Below are 18,639 nucleotides of genomic sequence, written 5' to 3' on the forward strand. Positions count from 1 at the left end.
CGGCGCCGTAGGCTTTTGGAATGGACGGCATGGACGGTACGGACGGCTACGCGCTCGGTGACTTCCTGCGTGCGCGGCGGTCCCGGCTGACGCCCGCGGAGGTGGGTTTTCCCAGTTCCGGGGCGCGCCGGGTGGCCGGGCTGCGGCGCGAGGAGGTCGCCGTGCTGGCCGGGGTCAGCGCCGACTACTACGCCCGGCTGGAGCAGGGCCGCGAGCGCAGCCCCTCCGGCCAGGTGGTCGACGCCATCGCCCGCGCCCTGCGCCTCGACACGGACGCCCGCTGGCACGCGTACCGCCTGGCCGGCCTGGTCCCTAGGCCCGTCCCCGCCGAACCGTCCGACGAGGTGGACCCGGCGCTGCTCCAGTTGATGCACGCGTTCCCGACGGCGGCGGCGTACGTCATCAACCGGCGCCTGGAGGTCCTCGCGTCGAACGCGCTGGCCGACGCGCTTCTCGCACCCCTGGGCGACCGCCGCAGGATGGTCCGCTCGCTGTTCCTGGACCCCGCGGCCCGGGAGCTGTTCGCCGACTGGGAGCACGTCGCCCGCTGCTCCGCCGAGGCGCTGCGGCTGGCCACGGGACACGACCGGGACGACCGCGAACTCGGCTCCCTGATCGCCGAACTCCTGGGCGGGAGCGAGGAGTTCGGGGCGTTCTGGCAAGACCACAGCGTCAGCCGCCCCGGCCGCCAGTCCAAGACCTTCGACCACCCGGACGTGGGCCGCATCACCCTCACGTACCAGACGTTCGACGTACAGAGCGCCCCCGGCCAGTGTCTGCTGGTCGGCACGGCGGAGCCGGACACGGAGGACGCGGCGGCGCTGGCCCGGTTGGGGTCCCCGCACGCGGCCGGAACCCCGAAGGCACCCCAGCCGTAAGGGAGTTAACGCCCGGCGAGCCAGTCCGTGTAGTGGGTGGCGGTGATGCGGGCGCCGTCCGGGGCGGTGAGGACGTCACCGGGGGCGACGGCGAACATGCCGGCTGCGTCGTCGGTGACCACGGAACCCGCGCCGCCCTTGGCGGTCAGGGTGAGCCGGCCGAGGTCGTCGAGAGGGTAGACGTCCGGGCCGCCGATGTTGAGAACGCCGTTCAGCGGGGTGCCCGCGGCGACCTCGGCGACGACGGCGGCGACCTCCGCGGCGGCGATCGGCTGGATCGGCGTACGCGGCAGCCGGACGGTGTCGCCGTCGGTGGTCATGGCGAGGGTCGCGTCCATGAACTCCATGAACTGCGTGGCACGGACGATGGAGTACGGGACCGCCCCGCCCTTGAGCAGGTCCTCCTGCAGCACCTTCGCCCGGTAGTAGTCCAGCCCCGGCACCTGGTCCACGCCGACGATGGACAGGATGACGAAGTGCCCGACCCCGCCCTTCTCGCTCGCGGCGAGCAGGTTGTCCATCGACGCCTGGAAGAAGCCGATCGAGGCGTCGTCGAAGGTCGGTGAGTTCGTCAGGTTGACGACGACGTCGGCCTCCGCGACGGCCGCCTCCAGCCCCTCACCGCTGATGATGTCCACACCGGTGGACTGCGAGTACGGCACGGCCTGCTGCCCGGCCGCGTTCAGGTCCTTCACGACCTGCGACCCGATCAGCCCGGTTCCGCCGATGACTGCGATCTTCATGGCCTACGCCTTCCGTAGATGACTGATGTCCGATATGTACCGTCACCCGATCGCGACGGCACCCCGAAACCAAACTCGGATACTTTCTATCCGAGATAATACCCGGACAGTAGATATCCGAGTCAATCGACGTCTGAGTAAAATGAGCGAGTGAAGATGTCCGGCGGAGTCGAGTGGGCCCTGCACTGCTGCGTTGTCCTGACCTCGACCCAGGCCCCGGTCCCGGCCGCCCGCCTGGCCCAGTTCCACGACGTGTCCCCGACCTACCTGGCCAAACAGCTCCAGGCCCTCTCCCGCTCCGGCCTGGTCCGCTCGGTGCAGGGAAAGTCCGGCGGCTACGTCCTGACCCGCTCCCCCGCGTCGATCACGGTCCTCGACGTCGTAGAGGCGATCGACGGCCCCGACCCGGCCTTCGTCTGCACGGAGATCCGCCAACGCGGCCCGATGGCCACCCCGCCCGACGCCTGCACCACACCGTGCGCGATCGCCCGCACGATGGCCGCGGCCGAGTCGGCCCGCCGGGATGCCCTCCGGTCCGTCACGATCGCCGACGTGGCCCGCGACGTGGAATCGGACTCCGGGGAGGGGGCGCTGGCGGGGGTCGGTGTGTGGCTGACCGCGGACTGACCGATGAGTTCCGGAGCGCGGCGAGGTCTACCCCCGTACCAGGGACAGCCACGCCCACAAGCTCTGCGAGGAACCATGACCACCGACGCACTGCCGCCCGTCGTCGACACCACGACCTGGGAGAACCAGCTCGCAACCCTCCGCGCCCGCGAAAAGGCCGCGACCCGCGAACTCGACGCCATCGCCGCCGAGCGGCGCCGCCTGCCGATGGTCGAGATGCCCGACTACACCCTCGACGGCGCGGACGGCCCCGTCCGGCTGGCCGAAGTCTTCGACGGCAAGCGGCAGTTGATCGTGTACAACCACATGTGGTTCGCCGGGAAGGAATGGCAGTGCCCGGGGTGCACCGGGTTCACCTCGCAGTACACGCGCCTGGAGTTCCTGGACAACTACGACGCCCGGTTCGTCATCGTCACCCAGGGCCCGATCGCCGAGGCACTCGCCTACAAGGAGCGGGTCGGCAACCGCATGCCGTGGTACTCGACCGCGAACAGCTCCTTCGGCGCCGATGTCGGTGCCCCGCCCGACGGAGGGTTCGCGGTCAACGTATTCCTGCGCGACGGCGACACCGTCTACCGCACCTGGCACACCAACGGCCGCGGCACCGAGCAACTCAGCCACAGCTTCGCCCTGATCGACGTCCTGCCCTACGGCCGCCAGGAGGAATGGCAGAACTCCCCCGAGGGCTGGCCCCAGTCACCCACCTACAGCCGCTGGGCCGGGTCCAAGGACATCGCCGCGGCCTACGGCCCCTCGAACCCCGCCAGCTGACCGACCCACCCACTCAGTGCACGTGCCCACTCCCCGCAGGCTGCTTCACCGTCAGCGGGAGCAACTTCTTGCCCGTAGGCCCGATTTGGATGGACGTGTCCATCTGCGGGCACACCCCGCAGTCGAAGCACGGGGTCCACCGGCAGTCCTCGACCTCGGTCTCGTCGAGGGCGTCCTGCCAGTCCTCCCAGAGCCAGTCCTTGTCCAGGCCCGAGTCCAGGTGGTCCCAGGGGAGGACCTCCTCGTAGGTCTTCTCGCGGGTGGTGTACCAGTCGACGTCGACTCCGAAGGCGGGCAGCGTCTTCTCGGCGCAGCGCATCCAGCGGTCGTAGGAGAAGTGCTCGCGCCAGCCGTCGAAGCGGCCGCCGTCCTCGTAGACGGCGCGGATGACCGCGCCGATGCGGCGGTCGCCGCGCGACAGCAGGCCCTCTACGATCCCCGGCTTGCCGTCGTGGTAGCGGAAGCCGATCGAGCGGCCGTACTTCTTGTCGGCGCGGATCTTGTCGCGGAGCTTCCCGAGACGCGCGTCCGTCTCCGCCGCCGAGAGCTGCGGGGCCCACTGGAACGGCGTGTGCGGCTTGGGGACGAAGCCGCCGATGGAGACCGTGCAGCGGATGTCGTTCTGGCCGGAGACCTTGCGGCCCTCGGCGATCACCTTCATCGCCATGTCGGCGATCTGCAGGACGTCCTCGTCGGTCTCCGTCGGGAGGCCGCACATGAAGTACAGCTTCACCTGGCGCCAGCCGTTGCCGTACGCCGTCGAGACCGTGCGGATGAGGTCCTCTTCCGACACCATCTTGTTGATGACCTTGCGGAGGCGTTCCGAGCCGCCCTCCGGCGCGAAGGTGAGACCCGAGCGCCGGCCGTTCCTCGTCAGCTCGTTCGCCAGGTCCACGTTGAACGCGTCCACGCGGGTCGACGGGAGGGACAGGCCGACCTTGTCCTCCGTGTAGCGGTCCGCCAGGCCCTTCGCGATCTCGCCGATCTCCGAGTGGTCCGCAGACGACAGCGACAGCAGGCCGACCTCCTCGAAGCCCGTCGCCTTGAGGCCCTTCTCGACCATCTCGCCGATGCCCGTGATCGACCGCTCGCGCACCGGGCGCGTGATCATGCCCGCCTGGCAGAAACGGCAGCCGCGCGTGCAGCCCCGGAAGATCTCGACCGACATGCGCTCATGGACCGTCTCGGCGAGAGGGACCAACGGCTGCTTGGGATACGGCCATTCGTCGAGGTCCATGACCGTGTGCTTGCTCACCCGCCACGGGACGCCCGACTTGTTGGGGACCACGCGCGCGATGCGGTGGTCCGGCAGGTACTCGACGTCGTAGAAGGCCGGGATGTAGACCGAACCCGTCTTCGCCAGGCGGAAGAGGACCTCCTCGCGGCCACCGGGGCGGCCCTCCGCCTTCCAGGCTCGGATGATCTTGGTCATGTCGAGTACGGCCTGCTCGCCGTCGCCGATGATCACCGCGTCGATGAAGTCCGCGATCGGCTCGGGGTTGAAGGCCGCGTGGCCGCCCGCCAGCACGATCGGGTCGTCGAGCGTCCGGTCCTTCGACTCCAGCGGGATGCCCGCCAGGTCCAGGGCCGTGAGCATGTTGGTGTAGCCGAGTTCGGTGGAGAAGCTGAGCCCGAACACGTCGAACGCGCCCACCGGGCGGTGGCTGTCGACCGTGAACTGCGGGACGCGATGCTCGCGCATCAGCGCCTCCAGGTCCGGCCACACGCTGTACGTGCGCTCGGCGAGGACGCCCTCCTGCTCGTTCAGGACCTCGTAGAGGATCATGACGCCCTGGTTGGGCAGGCCGACCTCGTAGGCGTCCGGGTACATCAGCGCCCAGCGGACATCGCACGACTCCCACGGCTTGACCGTGGAGTTGAGCTCGCCGCCGACGTACTGGATCGGCTTCTGCACCTGCGGGAGCAGGGCTTCGAGCTGCGGAAACACGGACTCTGCGGCCGCAGCGACTTCGGCAGGCATCTCGCGAACCTTCGTGAGCGGGACTGAACGGACGGGTGACCATCCAGACTAACGCGATCCCGGACCTCACCCGTACGCACCAGCCGTCACACCTGGACGGACCCCTCGGCCACGATCCCCTCCCACGCCTCCGGCAGCGCCGTCTCCACCCCGGCCGCCCGCTGCTCCTCCCGCCCGTACAGCACCCCGTACGTGAACGAGCTCTCCCCCGCCGCGTGCGCCACCGCGGACAGTTCCCGCAGGGTCACCCGGACCATCACGCTGTCCTGGTGCTCACCGAGCAGGCTGGTCAGCGCCTTCATGGACTTGGCCAGCGCGCGGGCCGGGGTACCGAGGGCCGGCACCGCCGCCTCCGCCGCGTACCGGGTCCGCTTGGCCTTCTTGCGGGCCTCGTGCAGCGCGAGCTCGCGGTCCGCGCCGGGCGGGGTCCCGATCGCCTCCTCCACGAGCGCGGAGACTTTTCCGAAGTCCTTGCCCACGGCCTTGCCGATGACCTTCTCCGGCTTGCCCGCCGCGTCCTTCAGAAGAGGTGGCTCGGCGATCACCCGGTCCAGGGTGTCGAGGAGCGCGAGATACCGCTGGGAGTCCAGGACGCCGATCAGCCGGCTGCGTGATCCGCCGTGCCGGGCGTTCGCCCAGGTGTCCAGGCGGGTGCGGATCGGGCCGGAGATCAGGGTGGTGGGCAGTTCGCCCAGGACCGTCACGAGCCGCTCGGTCACGACCTCGCGGTCGCGGTCCGCGCCCAACTCCCCCGCCAGCCACTTCAGTTCATCGCCGACCGGGTCGGTGACCGTATGGTCGAGGACCTTGCCGTACGAGCGGAACGTGCTGCGCAGCCGGCGGGTGGCGACCCGCATGCGGTGGACCGAGTCGTACGCGTCCTGCCGTACGGCCGGGTCGAGTTCGAGGATCGCGTCGCGCTGGGCGCGGGCGTACGCGAGGACGTGATCGCCGGCGGTGACCGGATCCGCGGGCTCCGCGGGCACGGGCTCCGCCTTGCGCTTCTTCTTCGACCCCGGCTTTTCCGACCCTGACTTTCCAGACCCTGACTTTTCCGACCCCGGCTTTCCGGACCCCGCCGTGCGAGCCGTCTCCTGAAGCGCCCTGGCCAGCTTCGACGCGGACGACGACGGCCGTACGCCCGCCTTGCGCAACCGTTTCTCCACCTGGTCGAGGAACGCCGGGTCGCCGTCGTCGGCGAGTTCGACCTCGATCTCGGTCCACTGGGCGGTGCCGCCGCCCTCGGTGAGGCGTTCCGCGTGCACGGCGTCCACGCTGACCTCGGCGAGGAGCTTGCCCTGGGCGTCCATGAGATGCCGTACGTCGCGGTCGGAGCGCAGGCGGACGGCGGGCAGCAGCTCGGCCTCACGGACGCGGGAGCGGACCAGCGCGGCGAGGGTGTCCGGCACGGTGTCGGAGAGCGGTTCCCGGATCTCGTCGCGGACACCGGGCGCGACCGGCACCTTCAGGTGCCAGCCCGCGTCGGAACCGCCGGTGCGCCGGCGCAGGGTCAGTGCGGCGGCGGCGAGGCGTTCGTCGGCCGTGTCGTAGTACACGGCGTCCAGGCTCACGACGCCCTTGTCGATGACCGCCGTCACCCCGGCGACGCCGGTCAGGTCGGGCAGACCACTGTCGTCGGACTCGTACTTACGCTCGATTTCACGCTTTGTGTCCGCCATGACCTGAATCTAGTTGCCGACCGGCCGGGACGGCAGGGGGCGTCCCGGATGAACCCCCGGGGAACTCCGGCAAATAGGGAGGTAACGGCCGGGCAAAGGTGTGGTTCAGGCGGACATGGGGCGCTGCACCCGGATCGACTGCAGCAACCCCACCGCGAGCCACACCGCGAACATCGACGTACCTCCGTACGACACGAACGGCAGTGGCAGGCCGGTGACCGGCATGATGCCGAGGGTCATGCCGACGTTCTCGAAGGCCTGGAAGGCGAACCAGGCGACGATCCCGGCGGCGACGATCGTGCCGTAGAGCTCGGTCGAGTCGCGGGCGATGCGGCAGGCGCGCCAGAGCACCACGCCCAGGAGGACGAGGATCAGGCCCGCGCCGACGAAGCCCAGCTCCTCGCCCGCGACCGTGAAGACGAAGTCCGTTTGCTGTTCGGGGACGAACTGGCCCGTCGTCTGGGAGCCGTGGAAGAGGCCCTCGCCGGTGAGGCCGCCGGAGCCGATCGCGATGCGGGCCTGGTTGGTGTTGTAGCCGACGCCGGCCGGGTCGAGGCTCGGGTTGGCGAAGGCGGCGAAGCGGGCGATCTGGTACTCGTCCAGGAAGTGCAGCTGCCACACGGCGATCGCGCCCAGGGTGCCCGCGCCGAGCAGACCGAAGACCCAGCGGTTGGAGGCGCCGGAGGCCAGCAGCACGCCGAGCACGATGATGACCATGACCATGACCGAACCGAGGTCGGGCATCAGCATGACGATCATCATCGGGACCGAGGCGAGGCCCAGGGCCTGGAGGACCGTGCGGTGGTCGGGGTAGGGCTTGTCGCCCGCGTCGACCCGGGCGGCGAGGATCATCGCCATGCCCAGGATGATCGTGATCTTCACGAACTCCGAGGGCTGGAGCGAGAAGCCGCCGCCGAGCACGATCCAGGAGTGCGCGCCGTTGACCGTGGAGCCCAGCGGGGTGAGCACCAGCAGGATGCCGAACACCGAGGCGCCGTAGAGGAACGGGACGACGACGCGCAGGGTGCGGTGGCCGACCCAGATGACGCCGATCATCAGGGCGATGCCGATGCCGGTGTTCATCAGGTGCCGGAGCAGGAAGTAGTACTGGTCGCCCTGGTTGATCTCGGTGCGGTTGCGCGTCGCCGAGAAGACGAGGAGCGAGCCGATCAGGGACAGGCCGACCGCCGACAGCAGTATCGGCCAGTCCAGCCGGCGGGCCAGCGAGTCACGGGCGAACACCCGCGTCCAGCCGGCCCGGTCGGGCCCGTATCCGGAGACGGAGAAGCTGTTGCCGGTCATGTGAGCATCCTCCGGCTACCCCTTCTGCGCGGACGCCTTCGGGTGTTGCTGTTGGTGGTGGACGGTGAGGGCGCGATGGCCGGCTGCTGGGTGTCGTCCGCGGGCGTGACGCCGCCCTCGGTCGCCTTCTCCTGCTGCTTCTCCAGCTCCTTGGCCGGGTCGGCGGTGATCTTCGGGGAGGCGATCGTGCCGTCGGCGCGGACCTTCGGGAGGCTCGTCTGCGGCGAGGGCAGCATCGCCTTCTTCTTGTCGATGGAGCCGTCGGCCTGGACGCCGTACATCGCGTTGTAGATGTTGCGCACGGCCTCACCGGAGGCGCCGGAACCCGTACCGGCCTGCGCGATCGTCATGACGACCGTGTAGTCCTTGGTGTACGTGGCGAACCAGGAGGTGGTCTGCTTGCCGTAGACCTCCGCCGTACCCGTCTTGGCGTGCAGCTCGATCTTGTCCTGCGGCCAGCCCTGGAACTTCCAGGCGGCGGTACCGCTGGTGACCACGCCCGCGAGGGCCTTGTCGATGCCCTTGTGCGTGGCCGCGCTGATCGGCAGCTTGGCCTTCACCTGGGGCTTGATCTCTGTGACGGTCTTGCCGTCGGCGCTGACGATCGCCTTGCCGATGGTCGGGACGTACTCGGTGCCGCCGTTGGCGAGCGCGCCGTAGATCATGGCCTCCTGGATCGGCGTGACGAGGGTGTCGCCCTGGCCGATGGAGTAGTTGATCGAGTCGCCCTCGCGCATCTTGTTGCCTTCGAGGCAGTTCTCGTACGCGATCTGCTGGACGTACGTGCCGCCCTTCTTGCCGGTCTTGCACCAGTAGGCCTTGTTGGCCGCCCAGGTCTCCTGCTTCCACTTGCGGTCCGGGATCCGGCCGGTGACCTCGTTCGGGAGGTCGACGCCGGTGACCTTGCCGAGGCCGAACTGGTGGGCCGCCTTGTAGAAGTAGTCCTTCGGCTCACCCTTCTTCGGGTTGATGCCGCCGTCCTTCTTCCACTGGGCGTCGGCGAGGCCGTAGAAGACGGTGTCGCAGGAGACCTCCAGCGCGCGGCCCAGCGAGATGGGGCCGAAGTTCTCGCCCTCGAAGTTCTTGAAGACCTGGCCGCCCACCGAGTACGAACTGGTGCAGGGGTAGCCGCCGTCCCACGTGTAGCCGGCCTCGACCGCGGCGGCCGTGGAGACCACCTTGAACGTCGAACCGGGCGCCGACTGACCCTGTATGGCCCGGTTGAGGAGCGGGTAGTCGGAGTTCTTGCCGGTGAGCTGCTTGTAGTCCTTGGCGGAGATGCCACCGACCCAGACGTTCGGGTCGTACGTCGGCGCGGACGCCATGGCGACGATCCGGCCGGTCTTGGCCTCCATCACGACGACGGCACCGGAGTCGGCCTTGTAGTTCTCGCCGGTGATCTTGTCGTACTGCTGGCGGGCCGCCTTCATCGCCTTGTCGAGCTGGTACTCGGCGACGCGCTGCACGCGGGCGTCGATGCTGGTGACGAGGTTCGAACCGGGCTGCGGCGCGTCGGACTTGGCCTTGCCGATGACGCGGCCGAGGTTGTCGACCTCGTAGCGGGTGACGCCGGCCTTGCCGCGCAGCGCCTTGTCGTACTCGCGCTCCAGGCCCGAGCGGCCGACCTGGTCGGAGCGCAGATACGGCGAGTCGCTGTCCTTGGCCTGGGTGATCTCGTCGTCGGTGACCGGCGAGAGGTAGCCGAGGACCTGGGCCGCGTTGGCGTCGCCGGGGGCCGCGTAACGCCGTACGGCCTCGGGCTCGGCGGTGATGCCGGGGAAGTCCTCGGCGCGCTCGCGGATCTGCAGGGCCTGCTTGGCGGTGGCCTCGTCGGTGATCGGGATGGGCTGGTAGGGCGAGCCGTTCCAGCAGGGCTGCGGGGTCTTCGCGTCGCACAGCCGGACCTTCTGGATGACGTCCGCGGGCTTCAGGCCCAGCACGCCGGCCAGCTTGGTGAGGACGGCCCTGCCGTCGTCGGCCTGCTTCAGCAGGTCGGTGCGGGAGGCGGAGACCACGAGCCGGGTCTCGTTGTCGGCGAGGGGCACACCGCGCGCGTCCAGTATCGAACCGCGCACCGCGGGCTCGACGACCTGCTGGACGTGGTTGCCGGACGCTTCCTTCTGGTACGCGGCGCCCTCACGGATCTGCAGGTACCAGAGGCGCCCGCCGAGGGTGCCGAGGAGGGAGAGGACGAGAATCTGGATGACGACGAGCCTGATCTGAACCCGTGGAGTCCGACCGGTCTCCGGGATGTTGGTCATGTGGTGCTGCCTCCCCCTCTCAGTGCGCGTACACGATGCGTGTATGAGTCATATACGACGGACCTGTGAGTCCGTGACCCAACTCCCCGGTGTTCAAAGCCTCTTGACCCCCTTGATACGTCCCGCCCGGGCCACGCGGGCGCGTGCGGTCTTCATCCGCAGGCCGCCGCGCTGGCCGCCGATCTTCAGGCCGGTGCCCGAGGAGAGCCAGCCCGAGGAGATGTCGGCCGACTTGGCGGCGTTGGTCTCCGCGAGCGGGTCGTTGTCGACGCGCCGGGCCAGTGCCATGACGCCGGGGACGACGAACGGGGCGAGCAGCAGGTCGTACAGGGAGGCCGTGAACAGCAGGCTGCCCAGGCCGACATGGCGGGCGGCGGTGTCGCCGACGAGGGCGCCGACACCGGCGTAGAGCAGGGTGGCGCCGATCGCGGCGGCGACCACGACGGCCATCGGGCCGGTCGCCGACTTCAGGCGGCCGTTCTCCGGCTTGGCGAGGCCCGCGAGGTAGCCGATGACGCACAGGACGAGGGCGTACCGGCCGGCCGCGTGGTCGGCGGGCGGGGCCAGGTCGGCGAGGAGGCCCGCGCCGAAGCCGATGAGGGCGCCCGCGACATGGCCGTAGACCATGGCCAGGCCGAGGACCGTGAGGAGCAGCAGGTCGGGGACGGCGCCCGGGAGGTGGAGGCGGGCGAGGACGCTCACCTGGATCACGAGGGCGACGACGACCAGCGGCGCGGAGAGGAGGATCCGGTTGGCACGCATGGGGATGGGCTCCTACTGCTGTTGCTGGCCGTCGACCGGCGCGTTCGCGGACGGGGTGACCGTGACGGTCACCGTCGGGATCGGGGTCGGCTTGGGCTTCGCCGGCAGGACCGTGTCACGCGGGTCCTTCTTCGGGGCCTCCACGACCACGCCGACGATGTCGAGCTTGGTGAAGTTGACGTACGGCGTGACGTACAGCGTGCGGGTCAGGCCGCCGCCGGAGGGGTCGACGCGGGAGACGACACCGACCGGGACGCCGGGCACGAACGGCTTGTCGGCCTGCGAGCCGAAGGTGACCAGACGGTCGCCCTTCTGCACCTCCGCCTTGCCGTTGAGGAGTTCGACGCGCAGCGGGCCGTCGCCCTCGCCGGAGGCGAAGCCGAGTTCGTCGCTGCCCTCCATGCGGGTGCCGACGGTGAAGTCGGGGTCGTTGGCGAGGAGGACGGTCGAGGCATCCGGGCCGACGGTCGTCACGCGCCCGACCAGTCCGTTGCCGTTCAGGACGGTCATGTCGCGCTTGATGCCGTCGTTGGCGCCGACGTCGATGGTGATCGTCCAGGAGAAGCTCTGGGCGGCTCCTATCGCGATGACCTGGGCGCCCTTGATGCCGTACTGGCCCTCGCCGGCCACCTTCAGCATCTTGTCCAGCTGGGTCAGGCGGCTGCGGTTGCGGTCGTCGCTGCCGAGCTTCGCCTTGAGGGCCGCGTTCTCCTTCTCCAGGACGGCGAGCCGGTCGTGCCGCTCCCCGGAGTCGCGGACCGCGGCGACCGCGTCACCCACCGGGTCGACGGCGGACGACACGCCGTTCTCGATCGGGCCGAACACCGTGGCCGCGGCCCGGCGGGCACCGTCGACCGGCGAGTCCTGCCCTCCCCGGATATCGACCGTGATCAACGCGAACGCTACGGCGATCAGCAGCACCAGGAGCAGCCGGCTCTCTCGTGTGTCCCTCACGTGCGGCGGCCGTGCCTTCCTCATAGAAATGTGCAGAGGTACAGGTATGCAGGTGTGGTGTGTGCGGGAGTTGTCCGTACGGATGGATACGGAGGCTCATGTCGGAGCCTATGCCTCCGTATCAACGATCCGCCGCACGAGAGGAGATCATCCCGTACGGCGGAATCGAAGCGTTACGTCATCTGCGCGGCTGGGCGTCCAGAACCTGCTGGAGCGCCTCGAACTCCTCGACGCACTTGCCGGCGCCGAGCGCCACGCTGTCCAGCGGGTCCTCGGCGATGTGGATCGGCATGCCGGTCTCCCGGCGCAGCCGCTCGTCGAGACCCTTCAGCAGGGCTCCGCCGCCGGTCAGAACGATTCCGCGGTCCATGATGTCGCCGGACAGCTCCGGCGGGCACTTGTCGAGGGTCGTCTTCACCGCGTCGATGATCGCGTTGACGGGCTCTTCGATCGCCTTGCGGACTTCGGCGGCCGAGATGACGACAGTTTTCGGAAGGCCGGAGACCAGGTCCCGGCCGCGGATTTCGGTGTGCTGGTCGTCTTCGAGGTCGTACGCGGAACCGATCGTGATCTTGATCTGTTCGGCACTCCGCTCACCGAGAAGGAGCGAGTACTCCTTCTTGATGTGCTGGATGATCGCGTTGTCCAGCTCGTCGCCCGCGACGCGGATGGACTGGGCGGTGACGATGCCACCGAGCGAGATGACCGCGACCTCCGTGGTGCCGCCTCCGATGTCCACCACCATGTTGCCCGTGGCCTCGTGGACCGGCAGGCCGGAGCCGATGGCCGCGGCCATGGGCTCCTCGATGATGTGCACCTGGCGCGCCCCGGCCTGGGACGACGCCTCGATGACGGCACGGCGCTCGACGCCCGTGATGCCCGAGGGCACACAGACGACGACACGGGGACGGGCCAGGTAGCGCCGCTTGTGGATCTTCAGGATGAAGTAGCGGAGCATGCGCTCGGTGATCTCGAAGTCGGCGATGACACCGTCCCTCAGCGGACGTACGGCAACGATGTTGCCCGGTGTCCGCCCGATCATCTTCTTGGCTTCGGAGCCGACCGCGAGAATGCCACCGGTGTTGGTGTTGATCGCGACGACGGACGGCTCGTTGAGTACGATCCCGCGACCCCTGACGTACACCAGCGTGTTGGCGGTCCCGAGGTCGACAGCCATGTCACGGCCGATGAACGACATTGAGTTCCCCATCAGGATTCGTCTGGCCTTCCTGGGAGCTTTTGAGGGCTTTTCAGGTCGGCGAAGTGGGTGCTGTGACGTGAAGGCTTCCATCGTAGACGCGCCATCACGAACACTGCGCGAGGGTCTTCGCCATTGTCAGCATGTGAGGCGCTGCCTCGCTTGTGGAGACGGCCCAACGGGGGCACTCGTTCCCCCGATCGGCACGCATATGCCAAGAGACGGCCGGAAAAACACGGCCGCCCCTGGTCAGGCATGTGGGTTACTGATGGAGATTCAGCCGCGCCCGGGGAAGAAGATCTTCACCTCGCGTTCGGCGGACTCCTCGGAGTCCGAGGCGTGGATCAGGTTCTCCCGCACGATGACTCCGAAGTCCCCGCGGATCGATCCCGGCGCGGCGGCGATCGGGTCGGTCGGACCGGCCAGCTGGCGTACGCCCTCGATGACCCGCTCGCCCTCGACGATCAGGGCGACGACGGGACCGGAGGCCATGAACTCCACCAGCGGCTCGTAGAACGGCTTGCCCTTGTGCTCGCCGTAGTGCTGCTCCAGGGTGTCCTGGTCCAGGGTGCGCAGCTCCAGCGCGGTGATCTGCCAGCCGGCCTTGCGCTCGATCCGGCTGATGATCTCGCCGGTCAGGCCACGACGTACGGCGTCGGGCTTGAGCAGGACGAGGGTGCGCTGGGTCACGACGGGACTCCTTCGGATCATGATGTGCGGGTCGACTCACGGTCGTGGCACGGTCGCCTCACGACAAACCCGAGGTTACAGGGCGTGTCCACGCGTTCATTACGCAGCGTCAGGTGTAGTGGAGTCACGCCGCGCCGGGAGTGGCGGAGTCCGCCTGCGCGGCCTGCGCCGCGAACCGTGCCTTCGCCTCGTCGATCTTCCGGCCGTAGTGCACCGAGGCCCACCACAGGGCCGCGAAGATCGCCCCGAGGAAGAACATCGACGGCACGACGAGGCCCGACGCGATCAGCGCGATCTGCAGTGCCCAGCCGAGCGCGATGCCGGCCGGCCGGGTCACCACCCCGCACAGCGCGACGGACAGGAACATCGCGATCCCGCACACCGTCCACACGGTGGAGGTGGTCAGGTCCGGGTCCTTCATGGCGACCAGACCGGCGAAGCCGATCACGAAGAACTCGCCGATCAGCGTGGAAGAACAGAGCGTACGCACGGAAAGTCAGCCCCTCCCCAGGAGCAGTCGGGCTTCACCGACGGTGATGACGGAACCGGTGACGAGCACACCGCCGCCCGCGAACTCACCGTCCTCCTCGGCCAGCGTGATCGCGGCCTCCAGGGCATCGGGCAGCCGCGGTTCGACCTGCACACGCTCGTCGCCGAACACCTCGACGGCGATGCCGGCCAGCTCGTCCACGTCCATCGCGCGGTGACTGGAGTTCTGCGTGACGACGACCTCGGCGAACATCGGCTCGAACGCTTCGAGCAGCCCGCGCACGTTCTTGTCCCCGCTGGCCCCGACGACCCCGATCAGCCGACTGAAGTCGAACGCCTCCGCCACGGCCTCGGCGGTCGCACGGGCGCCCGCCGGGTTGTGCGCCGCGTCCAGCACGACGGTCGGCGACCGCCGCACCACCTCCAGCCGCCCCGGCGAGGTCACGGACGCGAACGCCTTCCGCACCGTGTCGATCGCGAGCGGGTCGGGCCGCTGCGCACCCACACCGAAGAAGGCTTCCACGGCGGCGAGCGCCACGGCGGCGTTGTGCGCCTGGTAGGGGCCGTGCAGGGGGAGGTAGATCTCCTCGTACTCGCCACCGAGGCCGCGCAGGTTGACGACCTGCCCGCCGACGGCGACCTGCCGGGACACAACCCCGAACTCCAGACCCTCCCGGGCCACGGTCGCGTCCACCTCGACGGCCTTCTTCAGCAGCACCTGCGCCGCGTCCACCGGCTGCTGCGCCAGGATCACGGTCGCGTCCTGCTTGACGATGCCGGCCTTCTCGGTGGCGATCTCGCCGGTCGTCCCGCCGAGGCGGTCGGTGTGGTCGAGGTCGATGGGGGTGACTACGGCCACGGCGGCGTCGATGACGTTCGTCGCGTCCCAGGTGCCACCCATCCCGACTTCCACTACGGCCACATCGACGGGCGCGTCCGCGAACGCGGCGTACGCCATGCCCGTCAGCACCTCGAAGAACGACAGCCGGAACTCCTGCTGCGCGTCCACCATCTCGACGTACGGCTTGATGTCCTCGTACGTCTCGATGAAGCGCTCGGCGGAGATCGGGGCGCCGTCGAGGCTGATGCGCTCGGTGATCGACTGGACGTGCGGGGAGGTGTAACGGCCGGTGCGCAGTTCGAAGGCGCCGAGCAGGGCCTCGATCATGCGGGCCGTGGAGGTCTTGCCGTTCGTGCCGGTGATGTGGATCGAGGGGTACGAGCGCTGGGGGTCGCCGAGGACGTCCATCAGCGCGGCGATACGGCTGACCGACGGCTCCAGCTTGGTCTCGCCCCAGCGGGAGGCCAGTTCGGTCTCCACCTCGCGCAGGGCCTTGTCCAGCGCGGGGTCCTCGGGGCGGCCGGGGACGTCTGCCTGGGGGGCGCCGGTGCCCTGGGTTCGGAGGGTGCGGCTGCCGGCCTCGATGACCGCGAGGTCGGGGTCGCGGTCGGTCTCGGCCTCGATGATCTCGTCGAACGGGTCGCTGTCAGTCACGTGGGCCAGTCTACGGAGGTTGGGCGGTTCGTTTGTCTGCGGGCCCGGTGGGGGCTGGTCGCGCCCACGCGGCGGAGCCGCACATCGATACAGCCCCGCGCCCCTGGGTAGGGCAGGGCCCCGGCGCTGGAAAAACACCGGGGCCCTCACCTGACTACGACCCCTTACGCCTCCGGCAAGCCGTCCAGCTGGGCCTTGATGCGGGCGATGTCCTCGTCGGCCTTCGTCAGGCGGCCGCGGATCTTGTCGACCACGTTGTCCGGGGCCTTGGCCAGGAACGCCTCGTTGCCGAGCTTGGCCGTGGCCTGGGCCTTCTCCTTCTCGGCGGCGGCGAGGTCCTTCGCGAGGCGCTTCCGCTCCGCCGCGATGTCGATCGTGCCGGAGAGGTCGAGAGCGACCGTGGCGCCGCCGACCGGGAGGGTGGCCGTCGCCGCGAAGGCGTCGCCCTCCGGCTGGAGGCGGAGGAGCTGGCGGATGGCGGCCTCGTGGGGGGCCAGGGCCGTGCCGTCCAGCGTGAGGCGGGCCGGGACGCGCTGGCCGGGCTGGAGGCCCTGGTCGGCGCGGAAGCGGCGGACCTCGGTGATGACCTGCTGGAGGGTCTCGATCTCCTTCTCGGCCGGTGCGTCACGGAAGCCTGAGTCCTTCGGCCAGTCCGCGATGACGATCGACTCGCCGCCCGTGAGCGTGGTCCAGAGCGTCTCCGTGACGAACGGGACGATCGGGTGCAGCAACTTCAGGGTGACGTCGAGGACTTCGCCCAGGACGCGCTTGGAGACCTCGGCCGGCTCGCCGCCCGCCAGGAACGTCGTCTTGGACAACTCGACGTACCAGTCGAAGACTTCGTCCCACGCGAAGTGGAACAGCGCGTCGGAGAGCTTCGCGAACTGGTAGTCCTCGTAGAGCGCGTCGACTTCGGCGACCGTGGAGTTGAGGCGGGACAGGATCCAGCGGTCGGTCGCCGACAGGCGCTCGGCGTCCGGGAGTTCGCCCTCGATCGTCGCACCGTTCATGAGGGCGAAGCGGGTCGCGTTCCACAGCTTGTTGGCGAAGTTGCGCGAGCCCTGGACCCAGTCCTCGCCGATCGGGACGTCGACGCCCGGGTTGGCGCCGCGCGCGAGGGTGAAACGGAGCGCGTCGGAGCCGTACTTGTCCATCCAGTCGAGCGGATTGACCGCGTTCCCGAAGGACTTGGACATCTTCTTGCCGAACTGGTCGCGGACCATGCCGTGCAGGGCGATGGTGTGGAACGGCGGGGTGCCGTCCATCGCGTAGAGGCCGAACATCATCATCCGGGCGACCCAGAAGAAGAGGATGTCGTAGCCGGTGACCAGGACGGAGTTCGGGTAGAACTTCGCGAGCGACTCGGTCTGTTCGGGCCAGCCGAGGGTGGAGAAGGGCCACAGGCCGGAGGAGAACCAGGTGTCGAGGACGTCGGTGTCCTGGTGCCAGCCCTCGCCGGTGGGTGCCTCGTCGTCGGGTCCGACGCAGACGACCTCGCCGTTCGGCCCGTACCAGACGGGAATCCGATGTCCCCACCACAACTGCCGTGAAATACACCAGTCGTGGAGGTTGTCGACCCAGTCGAAGTAGCGCTTCTCCATCTCCTGCGGGTGGATCTTGACCCGGCCGTCGCGGACCGCGTCGCCGGCCGCCTTCGCGAGCGGGGCGACCTTGACCCACCACTGCATGGACAGCCGCGGCTCGATGGTGGTCTTGCAGCGCGAGCAGTGGCCGACCGAGTGGACGTACGGCCGCTTCTCGGCGACGATCCGGCCCTCGGCGCGCAGCGCGGCGACGATCGCGGAGCGGGCTTCGAGGCGGTCCTGGCCCTGGAAGGGGCCGGGGACGGTGATGACGGCGTGCTCGTCCATGACCGTGATGGCCGGCAGGTCGTGCCGCTGGCCGATCTCGAAGTCGTTCGGGTCGTGGGCCGGGGTGACCTTGACGGCACCCGTGCCGAACTCGGGGTCGACGTGCTCGTCCGCGACGACCGGGATGGAACGGTCGGTCAGCGGCAGCTTGATGAGCTTGCCGACGAGGTGCTTGTAGCGCTCGTCGCCGGGGTGAACGGCGACGGCCGTGTCACCGAGCATGGTCTCGGCGCGGGTCGTGGCGACGACGATGGTCTCGTCCCCGTCGCCGTACTTCATGGAGACGAGTTCGCCGTCGTCGTCCTGGTACTCGACCTCGATGTCCGAGATCGCGGTGAGACAGCGCGGGCACCAGTTGATGATGCGCTCGGCGCGGTAGATCAACTCGTCGTCGTAGAGCCGCTTGAAGATGGTCTGGACGGACTGCGAGAGCCCCTCGTCCATGGTGAAGCGCTCGCGCGACCACGCGACGCCGTCGCCGAGGCGGCGCATCTGGCCGGAGATCTGGCCGCCGGACTCGCCCTTCCACTGCCAGACCCGCTCGACGAAGGCCTCCCGGCCCAGGTCGTGGCGGGACTTGCCCTCCTTGCCCAGCTCGCGCTCGACGACGTTCTGCGTGGCGATGCCGGCGTGGTCCATGCCGGGCTGCCACAGCGTCTCGTAGCCCTGCATGCGCTTGCGGCGGGTGAGGGCGTCGATGAGCGTGTGCTCGAAGGCGTGCCCGAGGTGCAGGCTGCCCGTGACGTTCGGCGGCGGGATGACGATCGTGTACGGCGGCTTCTCGCTCTTCGCGTCCGCCTCGAAGTAACCCCGCTCCACCCAGCGCTCGTACAGCGGCCCCTCTACCTCGGCCGGCGCGTACTGGGTCGGCAGTTCGGAGTCGGGCGCTGATGGCTGCTGCTGAGCGTTCTCGGTCACGGGCCCAGTTTAGGGGTGTC

At 69.2% G+C, this 18,639-nt stretch carries 15 protein-coding genes; 3 read left to right on the forward strand and 12 right to left on the reverse strand.

Going from position 1 to position 18,639, the window contains the following annotated elements:
• Positions 1-29 precede the first annotated feature (29 nt).
• Positions 30-878: a helix-turn-helix domain-containing protein gene (locus OG407_RS18865; RefSeq protein ID WP_405868483.1), complete on the forward strand. Its 849-nt coding sequence runs from the start codon at positions 30-32 to the stop codon at positions 876-878.
• A 5-nt stretch (positions 879-883) separates the two neighbouring features.
• On the opposite strand, the gene OG407_RS18870 is transcribed toward OG407_RS18865, so the two are convergent.
• Positions 884-1,621, reverse strand: a complete 738-nt coding sequence (locus tag OG407_RS18870; protein ID WP_405859502.1) for an SDR family oxidoreductase — start codon at positions 1,619-1,621, stop codon at positions 884-886.
• Between the two features lie 156 nt (positions 1,622-1,777).
• Between OG407_RS18870 and OG407_RS18875 the strand changes: the two genes are divergently transcribed.
• Together OG407_RS18875 and OG407_RS18880 are read left to right on the forward strand one after the other, a co-directional pair.
• Positions 1,778-2,248, forward strand: a complete 471-nt coding sequence (locus OG407_RS18875) for an RrF2 family transcriptional regulator (RefSeq protein ID WP_405868485.1) — start codon at positions 1,778-1,780, stop codon at positions 2,246-2,248.
• Between the two features lie 75 nt (positions 2,249-2,323).
• Positions 2,324-3,019: a DUF899 domain-containing protein gene (locus OG407_RS18880; protein ID WP_405859504.1), complete on the forward strand. Its 696-nt coding sequence runs from the start codon at positions 2,324-2,326 to the stop codon at positions 3,017-3,019.
• A 13-nt stretch (positions 3,020-3,032) separates the two neighbouring features.
• On the opposite strand, the gene OG407_RS18885 is transcribed toward OG407_RS18880, so the two are convergent.
• The 11 genes from OG407_RS18885 to OG407_RS18935 all read right to left on the reverse strand — a co-directional run bounded on the left by OG407_RS18885 (position 3,033) and on the right by OG407_RS18935 (position 18,619).
• Positions 3,033-5,000: a TIGR03960 family B12-binding radical SAM protein gene (locus OG407_RS18885; RefSeq protein ID WP_405859506.1), complete on the reverse strand. Its 1,968-nt coding sequence runs from the start codon at positions 4,998-5,000 to the stop codon at positions 3,033-3,035.
• An 86-nt stretch (positions 5,001-5,086) separates the two neighbouring features.
• Complete coding sequence (locus tag OG407_RS18890) at positions 5,087-6,679, reverse strand: CHAD domain-containing protein (RefSeq protein ID WP_405859508.1); 1,593 nt, start codon at positions 6,677-6,679, stop codon at positions 5,087-5,089.
• Between the two features lie 105 nt (positions 6,680-6,784).
• The gene (gene rodA / locus OG407_RS18895; RefSeq protein ID WP_328683364.1) at positions 6,785-7,981 is read right to left on the reverse strand and encodes a rod shape-determining protein RodA; all 1,197 of its coding nucleotides are present in this window, start codon (positions 7,979-7,981) and stop codon (positions 6,785-6,787) included.
• Entirely contained in the window at positions 7,978-10,242 is a 2,265-nt protein-coding gene (gene mrdA, locus OG407_RS18900; protein WP_405859510.1) for a penicillin-binding protein 2, read from the reverse strand. Before mrdA ends, rodA begins: the two co-directional genes overlap by 4 nt.
• A gap of 93 nt (positions 10,243-10,335) precedes the next feature.
• Complete coding sequence (gene mreD / locus OG407_RS18905) at positions 10,336-11,004, reverse strand: rod shape-determining protein MreD (RefSeq protein ID WP_403587913.1); 669 nt, start codon at positions 11,002-11,004, stop codon at positions 10,336-10,338.
• A 12-nt stretch (positions 11,005-11,016) separates the two neighbouring features.
• Positions 11,017-11,958, reverse strand: a complete 942-nt coding sequence (gene mreC / locus OG407_RS18910) for a rod shape-determining protein MreC (RefSeq protein WP_365300420.1) — start codon at positions 11,956-11,958, stop codon at positions 11,017-11,019.
• A 178-nt stretch (positions 11,959-12,136) separates the two neighbouring features.
• Positions 12,137-13,156, reverse strand: coding sequence for a rod shape-determining protein (locus OG407_RS18915; RefSeq protein WP_365300421.1), 1,020 nt, complete (start codon positions 13,154-13,156; stop codon positions 12,137-12,139).
• 276 nt (positions 13,157-13,432) lie between these two features.
• The gene (gene ndk, locus OG407_RS18920) at positions 13,433-13,846 is read right to left on the reverse strand and encodes a nucleoside-diphosphate kinase (RefSeq protein ID WP_393755551.1); all 414 of its coding nucleotides are present in this window, start codon (positions 13,844-13,846) and stop codon (positions 13,433-13,435) included.
• A gap of 124 nt (positions 13,847-13,970) precedes the next feature.
• A complete protein-coding gene (locus tag OG407_RS18925; protein WP_266856704.1) occupies positions 13,971-14,336 on the reverse strand; it encodes a DUF4233 domain-containing protein in 366 nt (121 codons plus the stop codon).
• Positions 14,337-14,342: 6 nt separating this feature from the next.
• Positions 14,343-15,830 (reverse strand): bifunctional tetrahydrofolate synthase/dihydrofolate synthase, encoded by a 1,488-nt coding sequence (gene folC / locus OG407_RS18930; protein WP_405859514.1) that lies wholly within the window; start codon positions 15,828-15,830, stop codon positions 14,343-14,345.
• 164 nt (positions 15,831-15,994) lie between these two features.
• Complete coding sequence (locus tag OG407_RS18935) at positions 15,995-18,619, reverse strand: valine--tRNA ligase (protein WP_405859516.1); 2,625 nt, start codon at positions 18,617-18,619, stop codon at positions 15,995-15,997.
• Between the last annotated feature and the right edge of the window lie 20 nt (positions 18,620-18,639).

The sequence above is a fragment of the Streptomyces sp. NBC_01515 genome (assembly GCF_045040345.1).
Classification (GTDB): Bacteria; Actinomycetota; Actinomycetes; order Streptomycetales; family Streptomycetaceae; genus Streptomyces.